The organism is Pseudomonas putida W15Oct28 (genome assembly GCF_000708715.2).
GTDB lineage: Bacteria > Pseudomonadota > Gammaproteobacteria > Pseudomonadales > Pseudomonadaceae > Aquipseudomonas > Aquipseudomonas putida_R.
This window is the reverse complement of the sequence record NZ_JENB01000007.1, coordinates 15,771-33,665: the sequence shown is the minus strand read 5'-3', so window position 1 is coordinate 33,665 and position 17,895 is coordinate 15,771. Positions and strand designations below refer to the sequence as shown.

Here is a 17,895-nt window from a genome sequence, read left to right as displayed (position 1 = left end):
CGGCGCGGGATGCGGCATAGAACTTTAACCTGGGCGCCGGGACCGGTAAGATGCGGATCACGATTTTTACCACGCAACTCTTCAGGACATCCCCGCCATGAGCATCAAATCGGACAAGTGGATTCGCCGCATGGCGCAGGAACACGGCATGATCGAACCGTTCGTCGAGCGCCAGGTGCGCGGCGAGCAGGACAGCCGGGTCATTTCCTTCGGTGTCTCCAGCTACGGCTACGACGTGCGCTGCGCCGACGAATTCAAGGTTTTCACCAATATCAACTCGGCCACCGTCGACCCCAAGAACTTCGATGCCGGCAGCTTCGTCGATATCAAGAGCGACGTGTGCATCATCCCGCCGAACTCCTTCGCCCTGGCCCGCACCGTCGAGTACTTCCGCATTCCGCGTGACGTGCTGACCATCTGCCTGGGCAAGAGCACCTACGCCCGTTGCGGCATCATCGTCAACGTCACCCCGCTCGAGCCCGAGTGGGAAGGCCATGTGACGCTGGAGTTCTCCAACACCACCACGCTGCCGGCGAAGATCTACGCCAACGAAGGCGTGGCGCAGATGCTGTTCCTGCAGTCTGACGAAGAGTGCGAAGTGTCCTACAAGGACCGTGGCGGCAAATACCAGGGCCAACGCGGCGTTACCCTGCCACGTACCTGAGCCGACAAGCGCGGGGAATTCCCCGTGCCTTTGGCACTCCAACGTAGTAATGCCGGTGCGCATGATGTGCATCGGCCTTCGTCAGGAGCCGCCAATGAAACTCCATCCCGCAATCAGTGCCAAGCTGGCAGGCCTGCAGCCCAACCACATCGGGTTGTTGCCCTGGTCACTGCTGGCGCACCCGCTGCCGATGCAGGCGGGGGGCGTGCCCCACCAGCCTGATCCCGATACGCCACAGCCACCGGAACCGGGGGAAACACAACCCATGGAGCCGGGTGAGCCGACGTTGCCGGACGAGCCGCCTCCAGCACCTGTAGCCTGAGCGCCGTTACAGCGGCCAGACGCGCCCTGCACCGGCCAGGTATACCCGGCCGGTGCCGCCTGGCGCGATTGTCCAGCCGCCGGTGAACTCTCCAAATGCCGGTAGCAGGCTGACGCCCTTGTCGACCAGGAAGCATGGCAGGCGCAGGCGCTGACGGGCCTTGCCGCGCAGGACGAAAACCGGGTGTACATGGCCTGCCAGCACCGGGTGCGTCGGGTGGGGCTGGGGTTCGTGCTGCAGCGCGAACGGCTCCAGTATCCAGGGTTCGTCCTGCACTTCAATGCACAGCGAGGAGGGTGGATCGCCAGCGTTGCGGTCATGATTTCCGCGAATCAGCACTATGTGCAGATTTTCATGCCTGTCCCGCCAGCGCTGCACTTTGGCCAGCGTTGCCGGTGCACGGGCCGTTCGGGCATGAAGAAAGTCACCCAGGATGATCAGTAGCTCACAGTCATAAGAGGCCAGCAAGGTCTCAAGCCGGGCGAGTGTGGCCTCAGTGGTTCCGCGTGGTACCGGTTGATGCAGGGCGCGATAGCTGGCCGCTTTGCCGATATGCACATCTGCCACCAGCAGGGCGCGGCGAGCGGGCCAATAGATAGCCTTGTCGGCGAGCAGCCAGAGCGTCTGGCCGCAGTGCTCGATGGGCTGATGGGTCATCCTGGCACGCCTGCCGCGCGTTCAAGCTCTGCGACCATCCGCGCAATCCGGTCCGCCAGTTTTTCGGTGCTCAGCGTCTCGCGCATGCCTTCCACCAACAAGGCAAACGCCAAAGGCCCTGGCCGCTTCAACATACGCAGGTCCAGCTTCAGGTGGCCCATTTTCAGCAATTGCCGATGCAGCCGTTCGATTTCCAGTTCCTCGCTCAGCACCTCATCCCGGGCTTGGCCAAGCAGTAGATTCCCGGCGTCATGCTTGCGAAAAACCTCGTAGAACAGCCCGCTGGATGCCTGGATCTGCCGGGTGCTTTTCTGCGCCGCCGGATACCCGCCAAACACCAGCCCGGCAATCTGGGCTATCTCACGAAAGCGCCGCAACGCCATTTCTCCCGCATTCAGGCTGGCCAGCACATCCTCCAGCAGGTGCTCGGTTGCAAGCGCCTGCGGCAAGTGCGCCGCCCAGTCCACGTTGCCGGGGCTGAGCAGCTCGAACCCGTAATCGTTGACGGCAATGGACACCGACAGTGGCTGCTCGCGGCTGACCCGCCAGGCAATCAGGTTGGCCAGGCCCAGGTTGGCCATGCGCCCGGCGAACGGGTACAGGAACAAGTGCCAGCCCTGGCGGGATTTGAAAGTCTCGGCCAGCAGCGTGCCTGTGGTGGGCAACGCCGACCATTGAGCCTGTAGCGCCAACAGCGGGCGCACCGCACGCATCTCCGGGCCGTCGAAGCGGTCATGGGCGGCGGCATCGAGTTGTTCGACCAGCGCGTCGGCCAGTTCGCTCGAGAGCGGCATGCGCCCGCCATTCCAGCGCGCCACCGCCGCCTTGCGCGCAGTGCTGCGACGCACATAGGCCGTCATGTTTTCCACGCGCACCAGCTCCAGCACTCGCCCGGCAAACACCAGCGTATCGCCGGGCCGCAGGCGGGAGATGAACGCTTCTTCGACACTGCCCAACGTCTTGCCCCCGCCGCCCTTGGCCCAGTACTTCAGTTGCAGGTTGGCATCGCTGACAATGGTGCCGATGCTCATGCGATGGCGCCGCGCCAGGCGTTCGCTGGTCACCCGGTACCTGCCATCGGCCTGGCGTTCGACGCGCTGGTAGTCCGGGTAGGCGCTGAGTGAGCCGCCGCCGTGGCAGACGAAGTCCAGGGCCCATTGCCACTGGCTGTCGCGCAACCCGGCGAACGCCCAGGTGCTGCGCACTTCGGTCAGCAGCTTTTCGGCGCAAAAGCCACTGCCCAGGGCCATGCTGACCAGGTGCTGCACAAGCACGTCCATGCACAGCCGCGGCGAGAACCGCGCTTCGATGTGCCCGGCTGCCAGTGCCTGGCGCGCCGCCGCGGCTTCCACCAGTTCCAGGCTGTGAGTGGGCACCAGGGTTATCCGCGAGTGCCGCCCCGGTGCATGGCCGGAGCGACCGGCCCGTTGCATCAGGCGGGCAATGCCCTTGGCCGAGCCGATTTGCAGCACCCGCTCCACCGGCAGGAAGTCCACGCCCAGGTCCAGGCTGGACGTACAGACCACTGCCTTCAGGCTACCTTGCTTGAGGCTGCGTTCGACCCAGTCACGGGTTTCCCGGGCCAGCGAGGCATGGTGCAAGGCAATCAGCCCGGCCCAGTCGGGGCGGGCTTCAAGCAGTGCCTGGTACCAGAGTTCGGCCTGGGCACGGGTGTTGGTGAACACCAGGCAGCTGGTACTGACGTCGATCTCCTGGCTGACCTGGTCGAGCATCTTCAGGCCCATGTGCCCGGCCCAGGGGAAGCGTTCGATCGCCGCCGGCAGCAGGGTATCGACCTGCAGCGCCTTGTCCTGGCGGCCCTGTACCAGCAGGCCGCCTTGCGGCAGCAGTACCTCCAGCGCGTGTTGCAGGTTGCCGAGCGTGGCAGAGAGGCCCCAGGTGGGCAGCTCGGGGTGCCACTGGCGCAGGTGGGCCAGGGCCAGTTGCAGTTGTACCCCGCGCTTGTTGCCCAGCAGTTCGTGCCATTCATCCACCACCACCAGGCGCAGCGTTGCGAAATCTTCGCGGGCCTGTGCCCGGGTCAGCAGCAATGTCAGGCTTTCGGGGGTGGTGACCAGCACGCTGGGCAAACGCCGGGCTTGCCGGGCGCGTTCGGCGCTGCCGGTGTCGCCGCTGCGCACCCCCACGCGCCAGGGCAGTTCAAGCTCATCCAGCGGCGCCTGCAGGGCGCGAGCAGTGTCGGCGGCCAAGGCCCGCATGGGCGTGACCCATACCACCTGCAATGGCACAGGTTGGCTGCCCTGGGGCTGGGCCTTGAAAGCGCGAAGCGCGGCGAGCCACACGGCATAGGTCTTGCCGGCGCCGGTACTGGCGTGTAACAGGCCAGACTCGCCGCGCTCGACGGCTGCCCAGACGCGTCGCTGGAAAGCGAACGGCTTCCACCCTCGTTTGGCGAACCAGGCATTGGCAAGGTCGGTGGCGGCGGGCATGAGGCAGTGGTCCGTCGAAGGGTGTGCTTCTACAGACCACCGACCAGGGGCAATGGTTTTACCGAATCAGTTGCCCAGCAGATAGCCGCTGCGGCACACCTGCTCGCCGGCCACGTGGGCGATGACCATGCCAGCCGTTGCCATGCGCCGCACGCTGCGGGCGTACAACAGGCCCGGCTGGCTGTTACGCACCGCGGTCACCCGGTCGTTGAGCGGGTCGATGATTTCTGCGATCAACTGGCCGGCTTCCAGGTGTTGTCCTGGTTTGGCGTGATACACCAGCAAACCGCCCAGTGGTGTCGACACAGGTTCCACAGCGGCCAGCGGCGTGGCGGGGTGTAGCAAGGCCGGCAGGGAGGGGCTGGCGCCCTCGATTACACCCGCGTGGGTCAGGAAGTCGATTATCGCCTGGCAATCCTTGCTGGCCAGGTCATGGCTGACATCGGCCTGGCCGCGCAACTCGACGGTCACCGAGCAGCAGCCCAGCGGGATCGGGAAGCGCTTGCCGAAGCGTTGTTGCAACTGCCACCAGACCAGGCTGAAGCATTCGTCGAACGACTGCCCGCCCGAGTCGGTGGCCAGCAGGCTGGCCTGGGCGCCCAGGTAGCGGGCCAGCGGCTCGATCTGCGGCCAGGCGTCTGGTGTGGTGTACAGGTGCTCGACGGCCTCGAAATCGCAGTGCAGGTCCAGCACCAGGTCGGCGTCGCAGGCCAGCCGCTGCAGAATCAGGCGTTGGGCCTGCAGGGGCGTGCGCGCCGGGTGCGCGTCCAGCCCACGGCGCAGGTATTCGCGGATAAGTGCGATGTTGTGGGCTGGGTCCTGGGTCAGGTGTTCTTCGATCTGGTCGCCGATGCTGTCCGACAGGTCAACGAAGTTGCGGTTGAAGTTCTCGCCGCTTTGCAGTTCAAAGCGCCCCAGTGGCGCATCCAGCAGCACTTGCTCCAGGCCGACCGGGTTGGCCACCGGCACCAGGATGATTTCACGCTGCAGGCGGCCCTGCTGTTCAAGTTCTATCAAGCGGCGCTTGAGGTGCCAGGCCACCAGCATGCCTGGCAGCTCGTCGGCGTGCAGTGAGGCCTGGATATACACTTTGCCACCACCGCGGGGGCCGAAGTGAAAACTGTGCAGTTGGCGGGTAATGCCCGGAACGGGTGAGAGCAGGTCGTGTGTTGAATGGTGCATGGTGGTCCTGAATGCTTGGCGAATACGGTCTGCGACACGGGTCGGCTCAAAGATAGAAGCATAGTTTTTGGCCTTGCGCCTCCATCGCTTGCGCTTCGATCACCGCGTTGGCCTCTTCGCGGGCATGCCCGCTCCCACAGGTACTGAGCCAGACCCGGATCTTGCGAGGTACCTGTGGGAGCGGGCGCGCCCGCGAAAAGGCCATCCGGGGGCCGAAACTGTCTCAGGCCAGCAATGCCTGCAGGGTTGCCAGGTCATCCGCCTCTTCCACCGGTTTGTCCAGCCGCCAGCGCAGCATGCGCGGGAAGCGCACGGCGATGCCGCTCTTGTGGCGTTTCGATAATGCGATGCCCTCGAAGCCCAGTTCGAACACCAGCGTCGGCGTCACGCTGCGCACCGGGCCGAAGGTTTCCACCGTGGTCTTGCGGATGATGGCGTCGACCTTGCGCATTTCTTCGTCACTGAGGCCGGAGTAGGCCTTGGCAAAGGGCACCAGTGCGCGCCCCGGGGTGCCGGCCGGTGCGTCCCATACGGCAAAGGTGTAGTCGCTGTACAGGCTGGCCCGCCGGCCGTGGCCGCGCTGGGCGTAGATCAGCACGGCATCGACGCTGAACGGGTCGATCTTCCACTTCCACCAGGTGCCCATGTCCTTGGTGCGCCCAACGCCGTACAGGGCTTCACGCTGCTTGAGCATCAGGCCCTCGACACCCAGGCTGCGTGATTGCTCGCGCTGGCGGGCGAGGTCGGCCCAGTCCGGGCCATCAAGCAGGGGCGACAGCAGCACCGGGGCCAGCGGGTGGTCTTCCACCAACCGTTCCAGTTGTCGGCGGCGCTCGTGCTGCGGCCGGTTACGCCAGTCCTCGCCTTGCCACTCCAGCAGGTCGTAGGCTTGCAGTACCACGGGTGCATCGCTCAGCAGCTTTTTGCCCAGCGTCTTGCGCCCGATGCGCTGCTGTAACAAGGCAAATGGCTGTACGGCCAGCTCCGCAGGGGTATCACCTGGCTTCCATACCAGTATTTCACCATCCAGCACGACGCCATCGGGCAACGTCTGCGCCAGGCTGTGCAGCTCGGGGAAGCGGTCGGTAACCAGCTCTTCGCCACGCGACCAGACCCACAGTTGGCCTTCGCGCTTGACCACCTGGGCGCGAATACCGTCCCATTTCCACTCGATCTGCCAGGCGCTTGGCGGCCCGAGCAGTGTGTCGAACTGTTCGGTTGGCGCTTGCAGTGGGTGCGCCAGGAAGAACGGGTAGGGCTGGCCGCCGCGCTGGCGGTGTTCATCGGCCGACTCGGCGGCGATCAGCATCTGGTAGCTGGCCGCCGTGGGGCGGTGGCTGATATCGGTGTAGCCGACCATCCGCTGGGCTACGCGTTTGGCGTCCAGCCCGGCCAGTTGCGCCAGGGCGCGGGTGACCAGTAGCTTGGACACGCCCACGCGAAAACTGCCTGTGATCAGCTTCAGGCATAGCATCAGGCTGGGGCGGTCCAGCTGCGCCCAGAGCGGCTGCAGGCGCTGCTGAATTTGCTCAGGCGGCAGCCCGCGCAGCGGCAGCAAATGCTGTTCTACCCAGGTGGCAAGGCCTTCATCGCTGCCATCGGCGTGTACGGGCACCAACAGCGAAATGGTTTCGGCCAGATCACCCACTGCCTGGTAGCTTTCTTCGAACAGCCAGTCCGGCAACCCGGCCTGTGCCGTTGCCTGTTCGCGCAACACGCGCGTGGGCACCAGCTGGCGCGGGCGCCCGCCGGCCAGAAAGTACACGGCCCAGGCCGCATCCTCGGCGGGGGCCGTGGCGAAATAGTCGCGCAGAGCCTCAAGCTTGGCGTTGCTGGAAGTGGTCGCATCCAGGCGCAGGTACAACGTGGCGAAGGCTTTCATGGTGTGGGTTCGGTAGGGGCAACGTCGTCCTCGTCGCCGTATTCGGTGACGAAGCCGCGGGCATCCAGGCCTTGTTCATTGAGGTAGCGCACCAGCACGTTGACCGAGCCGTGGGTGACCATCACCCGTTCGGCGCCGGTCTGGCCGATTGCCCACAGCAGGCCGGGCCAGTCGGCATGGTCCGAGAGCACGAAGCCTCGGTCCACACCGCGCCGCCGGCGGGTGCCGCGCAGCAGCATCCAGCCACTGGCGAAGGCGTCGCTGTACTCGCCGAAGCGGCGCATCCAGCTGCTGCCACCGGCCGAGGGTGGTGCCAGGACCAGCGCCTGGCGTAGCAAAGGGTCGTTGCGCGGGATATCGCCGGCATAGCGGGTGTCCGGCAGGTGTATGCCGGCGTCCCGGTACACCCGGTTCAGCGGCTCGACGGCGCCATGCACGAGGATCGGGCCGATGCTGGGGTCCAGCCCGTGCAGAATCCGCTGGGCCTTGCCGAAGGCATAGCAGAACAGCACGCTGGCCTTGCCCTGTTCGCTGTTGGCCCGCCACCAGGCATTGATGCCGGCGAAGACCTCGCTTTGACTCGGCCAGCGGTAAATCGGCAGGCCGAAGGTCGATTCGGTAATGAAGGTGTGGCACGGCACCGGTTCGAAGGGTGTACAGGTGCCATCGGGCTCAACCTTGTAGTCACCGGAGGCGACCCAGACTTCACCCTGATACTCCAGGCGCACCTGCGCCGAGCCCAGCACATGCCCGGCCGGGTGCAGGCTCAGGGTCACGCCATGGTGTACCAGGCGCTCGCCGTAGGGCAGGGTCTGCAAGTTGATGCCCTGGCCGAGGCGGCTGCGCAGGATGGCGGCGCCGGGGCTGGCGGTCAGGTAATGGCCATTGCCGGTGCGTGCGTGGTCACCATGGCCATGGGTGATCACGGCGCGGTCCACGGGCCGCCAAGGGTCGATATAGAAATCACCGGGCGGGCAGTAGAGGCCTTCGGGGCGGGCGATGACAAGGTCCATGGCATGGGCGCCGGTTTGGAGTTACCAGTTAGGAGCCATGGTGGAGAAAGGAAGTTCGACTGGAAATGGCTGGGGCCGCTTCGCGCCCCATCGCCGGCAAGCCAGCTCCCACAGGGATCGTGCAAGCTTGTAGAGGTATGAGGCCGACGCTGGCAGAGTGGGAGCTGGCTTGCCGGCGATGGGCTGCAAAGCAGCCCCAAGACTGGCGGCGCCGTTTATTTGCCGGGCACCAACGTAAGCCGCTGGTTGCCATACGCCCTGCCAAAGTTTTGCGGCTGCAGCGGCAGGCTCATGAAGCGCCCTTTGAACCAGGCATCCAGCCCGTCACTGTGATGCGCGCTGGCCGGGTTGCCGGACTGACCGCTGCTGGTCAGCACCTGCAAAGGTTCGGCTTGGCCGAAGTCGACGATCAGCCGCGCCGAGGCTGGCAGGCGGGTGTCGAAGTCGCTGCCCCAAGCGTACGGCGTGAGGGCCAGGGTTGTGAAATCGCCACCTGCGGCCAGCGGCGAACGGCGGGTGGCATCGCCCAGGCCATGATAGGCCGGTGCCGGCCAGCGGTACTGGTGCAGCTTGCCCCACTGCCAGGCGCGGCGGTCGGCACCCAGTTGCGCGGTGCCGGCATCCACTGCGCCAGCCAGGCTGCGGGCGAGGATGGCTGGCTTGTCTTCTTTCTGCGGGGTGCTGCGGTCATCCCAGAACGGGCTGTCGTCGCGGCCCAGCAGGTGATCGGCCTGCGCCGAGAATGACAAGCGCGCATTGCTGACAAACGCCTGCCACGCCGGGCCGGACGCCGGGCCAAGGTCGTCGAGGAACGTTTGGCGTGCAACTTCCTGGAGGAACAGCTCGTACAGCGCTGCATCAGCCGACACCGGGCTCAGGCGGCCGTCGAAAGCCTTGAGCCGGGCCAACGCGTCTTTGGCCTTGTCGCGCTGTGCGGCGGGCAGGGTGTCGATCGCCTGTTGCAGTGGCTGGGCCATGCCAGGGGCATCGAACATCTGCTTGAGCTTGCCGGCCAGCAGGGTCACCTGGTCGTTTTGCAGGGCCATCAGGCTGCGGCTGTCGTGGCGGCCATTGCCGGCCAGCTGGGCCAGGCGCTCGGCGCGTTCCGGGTAGTACCAGGTGCTGGACAGCTGCATGCCATAGCCACGTGGCAGGCTGCGCTGGTTGGCGTGGCCGATCCAGCCGGCGGGCGGGTCCTGGTCGTAGGGGTGCAGCATCGGGTCGGCATAGCCGTCCCAGTCATAGCGCCCGTCCCAGCCCGGCGAGGGCAGCAAGCCCTGGCCTTCGCGGCGGTTGGGGTAACGGCCGCTGACCTGCCAGCCAATATGGTCGGGCTCGGCGAAGACGAAATTGAGGGCGGCGGCGGTCACTTCACGGGTGCTGTCGAAGGCGCGCTCCACATTCTTGGCCCGGGTCAGGTCAAACAGTGCATCCAGGCTGCGGTCGGCCTTGAACTGCGGCAGGTTCAGCGCCAGGCCCAGGCTGGCGTTGTCGGGTTGGGCCAGCAAGGTGCCGTGGCGGGTGTCGTACATCACCTCGCGCAGCGGGCGCTGGCCACGGACGAAGAAGGTTTCGCTACGGGCGCGGGCCGGCAGCCATTTGCCATCGGCCAGGTAGGTCAGCTGGCTGCCCTGGCGACGCAGTTGCTCCAGGTACAGGTCCTGGTTGTCGGCCATCACTGCGCTGCTGCTCCAGGCCAGCTTGCCGTTGTAGCCAGCCAGCACGATCGGCAGGCCGGGCAACGACAGGCCGGCAACCTGGTACTTGCCCGTGTGGATTTGGACCGGGCTCAGGGCCCAGGCGGCGCGGCTGTCGCTGGCCAGCAGGCTCTTGCCACTGCGGCTGCGCTGCGGGCCCAGGGCCAGGTTGGCCGAGCCCGGGCTGCCGAGCAGGTCAAGGTCGGCCAGTTTCTGGCTGGCGGCCGCCAGCGCTGGCAGGCCCGGCAACTGGCTGGCCAGGTTCAGGCCCTTGAGCTTGTCCACTTCCGTGTCGGCCAACGGCTCATCCGGGGCACCGGGCAGCAGCCAGGCCAGCTTGTCGCTGCCGGCTTTCTGCGCCAGGGTCAGGGCGCTCAGTTCTTCCTGCAGGTTCACAGACTGGCTGAACGCGTACAGGCAGAAGATCAGCGCCGAGTCTTCGGGCTTCCAGTATTCGGGGCGGTAGCCGCTGTTGGCCAGGTCGGCCGGCAGCTTGTCGCGGTAGCGGAACAGGTAGGCGTTGACCCCGCGTGCATACACTTCGAAGAAGCGCTTGAGCCGTGGCGATGCTTCGGCGTATTGCTGGGCCGCGCTCTGCTTGAGGTTGGCAGCGCGCATCAGGCGGTCGATGTCCAGCGCTTCACTGCCGGCCAGTTCGGCCAGGCGGCCCTGCGCGAGCAGGCGCATGGCGACCATCTGTTCGATGCGGTCGCCGGCGTGCACGTAGCCCAGGCTGAACAGCGCATCATGGAAGCTGCTGCTTTCGATCAATGGCGCGCCCATGGCGTTGCGGCGTACCGAGACGTTCTGCGCCAGGCCTTTGAGCGGCTGCACACCGCTGGTTGGTGGCACGCTGTCCTGGTGGCCGCCCGTCTGGCAGCCGGCCAGCCCGAGCATGCCGAGCAGCGTGGCGGCGGTTGCAAACCGCAGGCGGAAGGGAGGAAAGGCGGGGGCGGCCATGACAAGGGCTCCTGCAAGGCGAGGCGGGTTTCGAAAGGCGCTAAGGTAGTAAGCGCGCAGGCGCCGTGCAAGGTCCTGTGTCGGTTTATTTACCTGCGCGGGCTCAAACGTTGAAATGGTCTGCCAGCGTGTCGGAAAAATGCGTGCAATTGATGCGCGCATAGCGTCGGTAGTCACGGGTGACCGCGAACGCAGACCCGGGCATCAGCAGGATCTTGTGCTGCTCCAGTTTGCGCACCAGCGGTTGCAGGTCGGGCAGGTCCGGGTGGTAGACCCAGAGAAACATGCCCCCTTGCGGCGCGATCTCGAACTGCCAGCCGCGTTCGAGCAACAAGCGTTGGGTCTGGACTTGCTGCCTGATCAGGCGCTGCTGCACATCCTTCATGTGCCGGGCATAGGTGCCGTCCGACAATATGGTGTTGACGAACCGCTCGCAAAACGCAGGCACGGCTACGCAGGTCAGCAGCTTCAGGCGGGTCAGCGGTTCTATCAGGTCTTGCGAGCAGGCGATGAAGCCCACGCGCAACGAGGCGGACAGGCATTTGGAAAAACTGCCGATGTAGATGACCCGGTCAAGGTTGTCCAGCTCGGCGAAGGTCTGGCGCACGGCAGGGCTGAAGTCGCCATACACATCATCCTCGACCACGTAGAACTCGTGCTCTACCGCCAGGCGCAGCACGCTGAAGGCGTTGTGCGGGCTGATGTTGCTGCCGGTCGGGTTGTGGAAGGTGCTGTTGCAGAAGAACGCTCTGACCTTGTGCATGGCCAGGTAGCGCCTCATTTCCTCCACATCCGGCCCGTCCTGGGTCCGCCGGATGCCGACGACGTGCCCGCCAGCCAGCTGGATCAGCTTGATCAGGTTGCCGTTGCCCGGTTCGTCGACGAACACGTGGTCGCCTGGCTTGATCAACAACCGGGCAACCAGGTCCAGGCCCTGCGTGGCGCCCAGCGTGGTCAGCAACTGGTTGGGGCGGGCTTCGACACGGGTCAGCCGTTTCATGTGCACGCACAGCTGTTTGCGCATGGGCAGGTAACCCTGGATGTCGCCGTACTCTGCCAGTGAGCTTTGCTCCAGCCGCGCCGTGCGCCGAATCGCCTTGGCCAGCAGCTCGGTGTCGCGCCAGGCTGGGGGCAACCAGCCACTGCCCAGTTTGGTGTAGTGCTGGCCGCCCTGCAGCAGCCGGAACAGCGGATCGCCAGCCATGCACTCGGGTTCGTGGATCACGCTCGTTTGCCGGCTGCGGTTGGCGACGAAGTAGCCGCGGCCGGGCGAGGCGGTCAATACACCTTCGCTGACCAGCTGGGCATAGGCCGATACCACGTCGTGGTAACTGAAATCGACGGCGGCCGTGAGTTTGCGAATGGAGGGCATGCGTTGCCCTGGCGACCACTCGCCTGCATCCAGGCGCTGTTTCAACAGGTGATGAAGGCTGGAGGGGTTCATGGCAGGTCCAAAACCGTTAGAAAAAAAAGCCTAACAGTTAACGGAAATGCTTGTCGACTGTTCGTTTGCAAATGGCCAGTACCTGCCACTATCCCCTTGTCGGAACTTTCGGCTGCCAGCAAAGGCGGCACTTTTAGCGTCTGTGCAGACCAGACAACTGGATATCAAGCCCATGCATACTATGGACATGCAATCAGCCGTCATTGCCAGGCTCCCTTTGCCTGACGAACTGGCGTCATTCAAAGTAGTAAAGAATCTTGTGACCTCGGCGTTATTGGAATGCTGTTCAATCGACGAGTTCGAGGCGCTGAAAGAAACACTGATTATTGAAAGTGTTTCCGAGCAGGCCCATGCCGACTTGCAGGCCTTTGCCCAGAAAGATCCAGCGGCTGGCCGCGACCTGGTATTTATTGCAAGAACTTACACCTCCTATTCTGCGGTTCTGCATTATCGGCTTGCCCACTGGGTCTACACCAATACTGCTTCTACCTATGGCGCAGGCGGCCAATGCCTGGCCGCCATGATTTCCAGGCGCGGAAAAATGCTCTCGGGGGCGGAGATTCATTTCCGTAGCCGTATCGGTGCGCGCTTCATCATCGATCACGGCATGGGCACCGTCATTGGTGAAACATCGACCATTGGTGACGATTGCTACGTGCTTGGCGGCGTCACCCTGGGCGCCCGCGGTATCAGTGACAACCCTTCGAGCCCCAGGCACCCGACCCTGGGCAACCGGGTACAGATCGGCGCTTTCGCCAGTGTGCTGGGCGCTATCCATGTGGGCGACGGCGCCTTCATCGGGCCGGGCTGCATTATTACCAAAGACGTCCCTGCTGCTGCCCGGGTACAGGTTAAAACATCATTGCAGGTGGTACTGGAACCATGAATTCTCTGAATTATGAAGTGTTGCGCAATACCGAGAAACTTTATTACAAAGACCAATACCTGGCGGGCGCAAATACTCAAGTAACGCGTGTGCACAGCGACGGTATAGAATTGCAGAGTACGGTGGCCTATCCCGAAGGTGGCGGCCAGGAAGCTGATTTCGGCACGATTGAACTACCGATAGGCACTGTGCGCTTTGTCTGGGTTAAAAAACTCTACGGTAGCCCTATTCGCCTGGAAGGTTTCAAAGGCGGAAAACTGGGCGGCATCATTATTCACAGCCTGCACCCTGATGACTTGCACCTGCTGGATGAAGTCACCGTTGGCATGCCGGCCCGCGTCACAATTGATACTGAACGGCGCGAACGGTTGACGCTGTCTCACAGTGCCAGTCATTTCCTGTATGCCGCCGCCATCAGCCTGCGTGAAGAACTGAAACAGTGGACCATCGGCTGCCATATCAAGGAAGACTCGGCGCGTTTCGACTTTCTGGTTGAAGACGCATTCACTGCCGAAGACGTGGTGGAGATAGAACGGCGTGCAAATGACCTGATCGCCTGCGATGCGCCCATCGAACACTACGCGGTGCAGGGCCTGGAAGACGCGCGCCTGTGGACCTACAACGGCATCGAAATCCCGTGTGGCGGCACACACCTTGAGTCGCCTCGGCGCATCGGGCGCGTGTCCGTGCGCCGCAAACGCCTGGGCAAAGGCAAAGAGCGGCTGATCTGCGTATTTCCCGATGCCGACATCGATGTGTCCACCTATCACGAGCCTGCGCTATGAACAGCACACTTCCGCGGCGTACCTACCTGTACTTCACCGCACAGTCGATCAACCTGACGACCGCTGTCATGTCCGTGACCATGGCCGCTATCGTCGGGGCCGCATTGGCGCCGGCTGCTGCGTGGTCCACCGTGCCCTATGGGTTCCAGTTTCTTTGCCTGATGCTGGCGACGTACCCGGTCTCCAGGTTGATGAGCCGTATCGGTCGCAAGAAGGCCTTCATGCTGGGCTCGATCCCCTTGGCGGCTTCTGGTATCAGCGGTTATCTGGCGGTGGAGTACCAGCATTTCCAGCTACTGGTATTGAGCCATTCGGCGTTGGGCGTTTACATCGCCTTCGCCAACTTCAACCGCTTCGCAGCCACTGACAACCTGGCCCAGAGCCTCAAGCCCAAAGCCCTTTCACTGGTGGTGGCGGGGGGCGTGATTGCAGCCGTGGTGGGGCCGACACTGACCGAGTGGCTCAGAGACGTGGGCGGGTACCCGCTGTTTTCGCTGTGTTATGCCTCGTTCGTTGCCCTTGCGCTGATGTCGCTGTTGATTGCTGCTTGCCTGCCCGACGATGCCGGCATCGCCAAAGCTGGTCAGCACGCGGAAAAATCGGCCACTCCCCGCGAACCGTTCAGCCCGTCGGTGAAAGTTGCCATGGCGGTTGCGGCGCTGAGCTACGGGATCATGAACCTGCTCATGATTCAGGCGTCGATGCACATGAAACACATGCACGAGGACTTCTCTGACGTGCGCCTGGCCATCCAGTGGCATGTGGTTGCCATGTTTGCACCGTCATTCTTCACCGGCGCAATCATCCAGAAGCTGGGCATCAAGACCACCATCTGTGCCGGGCTGGCGCTGTTGATCGGTTGCTCGGCGCTGAATATCTGGTCGCACAGCTACGCCATGATGACTCTGGCACTGATTGCCCTCGGGCTGGGCTGGAACCTGACGTATGTCGGCGGCGGCGCACTGCTGGCCCAGGCGCTGCAGAACAGCCCGGCAGCGATGCAGATGCAGGGCAAGAACGACCTGGCCATTGCCATTTTGGCAACCATTGGTGCGTTCAGCCCTTCGCTGTTGCTGAGTACGGTTGGCTGGGATGGCACCAACGCCATCTGCATGGCCCTTTGCATCGGTTTGCTCTTTGCCACTGCTGGCCTGCTGCAGAACAAGGCCTGTCTGCACACTTCAATGGAAGGTAGCCGCAAATGAGCGAGCTCATCAGCGTCAGCGAACGCATCTACACCAAACTGGAAATGAACAATCCGGGCGGCAGCCACAAGTACCGGGCAGCCCGGCACATCGTCGAGCATGCACTGCGCAACGGCGACATTATCCCGGGTGTGACCACGGTCATTGAAAAAACCGGTGGCAGTTTTGGTTTCGGCTTGCTGGCGGCCTGTCACAAGTATCAGGTTGCCGTGGAGCTGGCAGTAGGGCTTGGCTTCAGCCAGACCAAACGGGATTTGCTGGAGTGTTTCGGGGCCAGGCTGATCGGCAAGGAGATGCTGGTGGCTGGCGCCACGCCCAAGGATGTCGTGATGCATCACCTGGATAACCAGGCCGCACTGGGCAAGTCCTATTTCTACACCGACCAATTCAACAACCCGGTGGGCATTGAAGCCCATCGTTACCAGACGGCCAGCGAACTTGCCGTGCAATTGACCAACGTCGGGGCCGGGCGGGAAATCCTGTTTGTCGGCTGCGCCGGCACTGGCGCAAGTTTCACAGGCATTACCCTGGGGCTGAAGGACCACGGTTTCGAGGTGTCGACGGTGTTGGTCGACCCCAGCGGTTGTGACTCAAGGGCGGGGGTGTTCACGGACCATCGCTTTGAAGGCATGGCGGTGGGTGTTTGCCCGCCCTTCATGGACTGGTCGCTGGTGGACGAACGGGCCCAGGTGCAGCACGCCGAAATGCTGGCTGCGCAGCGCTGGTTCTACATGCAAAGTGGCATTTTCGTGGGGAATACCGCCGCAGCCTGCCTCGCCGTTGCCCAGCGCATGGCACAGCACCCGCGCTATGCCGCAACCACCCTGGTCACCATCGCCTATGACGCCGGCCTCTGGTACCAGGACTTGCTGGGGGCGACCCGGCGAAAGGCCGCCTAGGCGAGCGCCCACAGCAGGTGTCTGATCAGCTCAGGCGCCGTGGCACTTCTTGAACTTCTTCTCGCTACCGCAAGGGCATGGGTCGTTACGGCCAACGTCCTTCAGGGCGTTGCGTACTGGCTCCTGGTGGCCGTGGTTGCAGTGCGGGCCGTGTACATGGCCATGATCGTGGTGGTGGTCATGATCATGGTCGTGGTTGCAGTCAGGGCCATGAACGTGAGGTTGTTGGGACATTGCAGGGTTACTCCGGGATGTGATCGCCGGGGATTATCTCACCACTGCGCGATAAGTGCAGGTCTCGATGGATGAGCAACCCGGTCGCCAGTTCGCCCTGCAGGGTGTAATGCAACGGTTGCTGGCTTCTGAGCAGCTTGGCGAGGGGCTTGAGGTGCTGCCACAGGTTGGTTCGCGCGGTGATCTTGAAGGTGCGCCGGGCGTGCCCGCCCACGCTGCGCCATACGCTGGTCTCATCCTGCACCAGCAGCAGGTCGTTGAGGCGGATTGCATACGAGAGGTTGCGGATGAACAGGCGGCTGTCATTGGGGTTGTCGACCCGCAGGTGCAACACGAACTCCTGCTCCAGCAACCTGGCCTTGACCGTTTCGACCTCGACCAGGTGCACCTCGGGTTCGCGCCAGTCGTCACCCCCCCAACTGGCACAGCCCGCCAGCCATGCCATCAGCGTACCGAGCAGCAGCAGACGGGCATGGGCGGTCATATCAGCTCCCTACGTAACTGGCGCAGCATTTCTTGAACTTCTGCCCGCTGGCGCAGGGGCAGGGGTCGTTGCGCCCGGCCTTCAACCCGACCGTAGGGTCGATGAAGTACCACCGCCCCGCATGCTGGACGAATGCCGAACGTTCACGGTGCTGGTGATCGCCATCCTGGTCGTGCCAGCGCGCGGTGAAGGTGACAAACCCGTGCTCCGGCTGGCCGCCCAGCACTTCGGCACCTTCCACTTCCAGGCCCAGCCAGGTGCTCTGGGCGCTCCAGGCAGACATGGCGGCCTGGTCCAGGTCAGCTTGCTGGGCCGGCAGGGTGGTGGCCACCAGATAGTCGACCAGCCCAAGCACGTAGGCACTGTAGCGTGAGCGCATCAGCGCCTGGGCATCCGGTGCCGGCGTACCGGCATGGTAATGCCCGCAGCAGGCGTCGAGCAGGTTGCCACTGCCACAAGGGCAGACCGAGACACTCATCATCACCACCAGTACTTGCCGAAGTTTTCAGGGTTGGCCCAGAACCTGGCGTTGAGCCAGTCCGGGACCTGCTTGTAGTCATGTAGATCATAGGTGAACAGGCTCAATACCTGCTGGTCACGGCAGAATTTCTCGCTGGCCGACAGGGCCAGGGCAAAGAAGTCGGTGTCTTGCCAGCCACAGGCGGCCAGGTCGGCCAGTACCGCTACCCGGCTGGCATTGAGGTTGCGAATGCCGCCGAGCAGTTCCAGGCCGGTGCGCTTTGGCAGGTGTTCCAGGCAGTCCACCAGCACCGCCAGGTCAAAACGCTGGGCCGCCAGTTCGGCCGGCAGCGGGCCCGGGGCAGCAGTGGCGATAGTCACCTGTGGGTGCGCCTGGGCAAAGGCGTCCAGCGCCGGAAAACGCGTGCCGACCAGCAGCAGGCGTTGCGGGGTGAAGCGTTCGAGCAAAGCCGCCAGGGCCTGCTGCGGGGTGCGTTGGGAAAAACCGTCGGTCATTGCCAATCCTCGTTCAAGTCGTCCAAGACTAGCGGGCCGCAGCGTGCGGGCAAAGAGGCTTGTGACCACGTCGTGGCTTATTGCTGGCAGGGTTGGAATGCGCGGTCTTTACTCCCAGAGATCGGCCTTATGCCGATTCCCCCTAGGAGAAGCAAT

The 17,895-nt window shown here is 63.8% G+C and carries 17 protein-coding genes; 6 read left to right on the top strand and 11 right to left on the bottom strand.

Going from position 1 to position 17,895, the window contains the following annotated elements; all coding sequences use genetic code 11:
* Positions 1-97: 97 nt before the first annotated feature.
* Both dcd and AK81_RS06260 read left to right on the top strand, forming a co-directional pair.
* Entirely contained in the window at positions 98-664 is a 567-nt protein-coding gene (gene dcd, locus AK81_RS06265; protein ID WP_003258001.1) for a dCTP deaminase, read from the top strand.
* A 94-nt stretch (positions 665-758) separates the two neighbouring features.
* Positions 759-986, top strand: coding sequence for a hypothetical protein (locus tag AK81_RS06260; protein ID WP_016498226.1), 228 nt, complete (start codon positions 759-761; stop codon positions 984-986).
* 6 nt (positions 987-992) lie between these two features.
* Here the strand turns inward: AK81_RS06260 and pdeM are convergent, their stop codons facing one another.
* The 7 genes from pdeM to AK81_RS06225 all read right to left on the bottom strand — a co-directional run bounded on the left by pdeM (position 993) and on the right by AK81_RS06225 (position 12,271).
* On the bottom strand, positions 993-1,643 hold the full coding sequence (gene pdeM, locus AK81_RS06255; RefSeq protein ID WP_043197574.1) for a ligase-associated DNA damage response endonuclease PdeM: 651 nt from the start codon (positions 1,641-1,643) through the stop codon (positions 993-995).
* On the bottom strand, positions 1,640-4,093 hold the full coding sequence (locus AK81_RS06250; RefSeq protein WP_043197572.1) for a ligase-associated DNA damage response DEXH box helicase: 2,454 nt from the start codon (positions 4,091-4,093) through the stop codon (positions 1,640-1,642). The genes pdeM and AK81_RS06250 overlap by 4 nt, the downstream gene beginning before the upstream one ends.
* Before the next feature lie 66 nt (positions 4,094-4,159).
* Entirely contained in the window at positions 4,160-5,275 is a 1,116-nt protein-coding gene (locus AK81_RS06245; protein ID WP_043197571.1) for a succinylglutamate desuccinylase/aspartoacylase family protein, read from the bottom strand.
* 223 nt (positions 5,276-5,498) lie between these two features.
* Positions 5,499-7,157 carry an ATP-dependent DNA ligase gene (locus AK81_RS06240; protein ID WP_043197569.1) on the bottom strand — a complete coding sequence of 553 codons (1,659 nt, stop codon included), beginning with the start codon at positions 7,155-7,157 and terminating at the stop codon, positions 5,499-5,501.
* Positions 7,154-8,170 (bottom strand): ligase-associated DNA damage response exonuclease, encoded by a 1,017-nt coding sequence (locus tag AK81_RS06235; protein WP_043197567.1) that lies wholly within the window; start codon positions 8,168-8,170, stop codon positions 7,154-7,156. The genes AK81_RS06240 and AK81_RS06235 overlap by 4 nt, the downstream gene beginning before the upstream one ends.
* A gap of 215 nt (positions 8,171-8,385) precedes the next feature.
* Complete coding sequence (locus AK81_RS06230; protein ID WP_043197566.1) at positions 8,386-10,827, bottom strand: penicillin acylase family protein; 2,442 nt, start codon at positions 10,825-10,827, stop codon at positions 8,386-8,388.
* Positions 10,828-10,930: 103 nt separating this feature from the next.
* Complete coding sequence (locus AK81_RS06225; RefSeq protein WP_043197564.1) at positions 10,931-12,271, bottom strand: PLP-dependent aminotransferase family protein; 1,341 nt, start codon at positions 12,269-12,271, stop codon at positions 10,931-10,933.
* A 172-nt stretch (positions 12,272-12,443) separates the two neighbouring features.
* Between AK81_RS06225 and AK81_RS06220 the strand changes: the two genes are divergently transcribed.
* Genes AK81_RS06220 through AK81_RS06205 form a run of 4 tightly spaced genes read left to right on the top strand, consistent with a single transcriptional unit; the run spans position 12,444 to position 16,046 of the window.
* Positions 12,444-13,157 carry a serine O-acetyltransferase gene (locus AK81_RS06220; RefSeq protein WP_043197562.1) on the top strand — a complete coding sequence of 238 codons (714 nt, stop codon included), beginning with the start codon at positions 12,444-12,446 and terminating at the stop codon, positions 13,155-13,157.
* Complete coding sequence (locus AK81_RS06215; RefSeq protein ID WP_043197560.1) at positions 13,154-13,942, top strand: alanyl-tRNA editing protein; 789 nt, start codon at positions 13,154-13,156, stop codon at positions 13,940-13,942. Before AK81_RS06220 ends, AK81_RS06215 begins: the two co-directional genes overlap by 4 nt.
* Positions 13,939-15,147, top strand: coding sequence for an MFS transporter (locus AK81_RS06210; protein WP_043197558.1), 1,209 nt, complete (start codon positions 13,939-13,941; stop codon positions 15,145-15,147). Before AK81_RS06215 ends, AK81_RS06210 begins: the two co-directional genes overlap by 4 nt.
* The gene (locus AK81_RS06205; protein WP_043197555.1) at positions 15,144-16,046 is read left to right on the top strand and encodes a pyridoxal-phosphate dependent enzyme; all 903 of its coding nucleotides are present in this window, start codon (positions 15,144-15,146) and stop codon (positions 16,044-16,046) included. Before AK81_RS06210 ends, AK81_RS06205 begins: the two co-directional genes overlap by 4 nt.
* 30 nt (positions 16,047-16,076) lie before the next feature.
* Here AK81_RS06205 and AK81_RS27940 read toward each other — a convergent pair whose 3' ends face one another.
* From AK81_RS27940 to AK81_RS06190, 4 genes are read right to left on the bottom strand one after another with little or no spacing between them, the layout of a single operon-like run.
* Positions 16,077-16,280 (bottom strand): SEC-C metal-binding domain-containing protein, encoded by a 204-nt coding sequence (locus AK81_RS27940; RefSeq protein WP_019471879.1) that lies wholly within the window; start codon positions 16,278-16,280, stop codon positions 16,077-16,079.
* A gap of 7 nt (positions 16,281-16,287) precedes the next feature.
* The gene (locus tag AK81_RS06200) at positions 16,288-16,764 is read right to left on the bottom strand and encodes an LEA type 2 family protein (protein WP_043197553.1); all 477 of its coding nucleotides are present in this window, start codon (positions 16,762-16,764) and stop codon (positions 16,288-16,290) included.
* Position 16,765: 1 nt separating this feature from the next.
* On the bottom strand, positions 16,766-17,242 hold the full coding sequence (locus AK81_RS06195; RefSeq protein WP_043197552.1) for a YchJ family protein: 477 nt from the start codon (positions 17,240-17,242) through the stop codon (positions 16,766-16,768).
* Positions 17,243-17,244: 2 nt separating this feature from the next.
* On the bottom strand, positions 17,245-17,739 hold the full coding sequence (locus AK81_RS06190; protein ID WP_012273855.1) for a DUF6231 family protein: 495 nt from the start codon (positions 17,737-17,739) through the stop codon (positions 17,245-17,247).
* Between the last annotated feature and the right edge of the window lie 156 nt (positions 17,740-17,895).

Bases quoted from the DNA above. Each gene is read 5' to 3' on its own strand.
- dcd (WP_003258001.1), top strand. From the start codon at position 98: ATGAGCATCAAATCGGACAAGTGGATTCGCCGCATGGCGCAGGAACAC.
- AK81_RS06260 (WP_016498226.1), top strand. From the start codon at position 759: ATGAAACTCCATCCCGCAATCAGTGCCAAGCTGGCAGGCCTGCAGCCC.
- pdeM (WP_043197574.1), bottom strand. From the start codon at position 1,643: ATGACCCATCAGCCCATCGAGCACTGCGGCCAGACGCTCTGGCTGCTC.
- AK81_RS06250 (WP_043197572.1), bottom strand. From the start codon at position 4,093: ATGCCCGCCGCCACCGACCTTGCCAATGCCTGGTTCGCCAAACGAGGG.
- AK81_RS06245 (WP_043197571.1), bottom strand. From the start codon at position 5,275: ATGCACCATTCAACACACGACCTGCTCTCACCCGTTCCGGGCATTACC.
- AK81_RS06240 (WP_043197569.1), bottom strand. From the start codon at position 7,157: ATGAAAGCCTTCGCCACGTTGTACCTGCGCCTGGATGCGACCACTTCC.
- AK81_RS06235 (WP_043197567.1), bottom strand. From the start codon at position 8,170: ATGGACCTTGTCATCGCCCGCCCCGAAGGCCTCTACTGCCCGCCCGGT.
- AK81_RS06230 (WP_043197566.1), bottom strand. From the start codon at position 10,827: ATGGCCGCCCCCGCCTTTCCTCCCTTCCGCCTGCGGTTTGCAACCGCC.
- AK81_RS06225 (WP_043197564.1), bottom strand. From the start codon at position 12,271: ATGAACCCCTCCAGCCTTCATCACCTGTTGAAACAGCGCCTGGATGCA.
- AK81_RS06220 (WP_043197562.1), top strand. From the start codon at position 12,444: ATGCATACTATGGACATGCAATCAGCCGTCATTGCCAGGCTCCCTTTG.
- AK81_RS06215 (WP_043197560.1), top strand. From the start codon at position 13,154: ATGAATTCTCTGAATTATGAAGTGTTGCGCAATACCGAGAAACTTTAT.
- AK81_RS06210 (WP_043197558.1), top strand. From the start codon at position 13,939: ATGAACAGCACACTTCCGCGGCGTACCTACCTGTACTTCACCGCACAG.
- AK81_RS06205 (WP_043197555.1), top strand. From the start codon at position 15,144: ATGAGCGAGCTCATCAGCGTCAGCGAACGCATCTACACCAAACTGGAA.
- AK81_RS27940 (WP_019471879.1), bottom strand. From the start codon at position 16,280: ATGTCCCAACAACCTCACGTTCATGGCCCTGACTGCAACCACGACCAT.
- AK81_RS06200 (WP_043197553.1), bottom strand. From the start codon at position 16,764: ATGACCGCCCATGCCCGTCTGCTGCTGCTCGGTACGCTGATGGCATGG.
- AK81_RS06195 (WP_043197552.1), bottom strand. From the start codon at position 17,242: ATGAGTGTCTCGGTCTGCCCTTGTGGCAGTGGCAACCTGCTCGACGCC.
- AK81_RS06190 (WP_012273855.1), bottom strand. From the start codon at position 17,739: ATGACCGACGGTTTTTCCCAACGCACCCCGCAGCAGGCCCTGGCGGCT.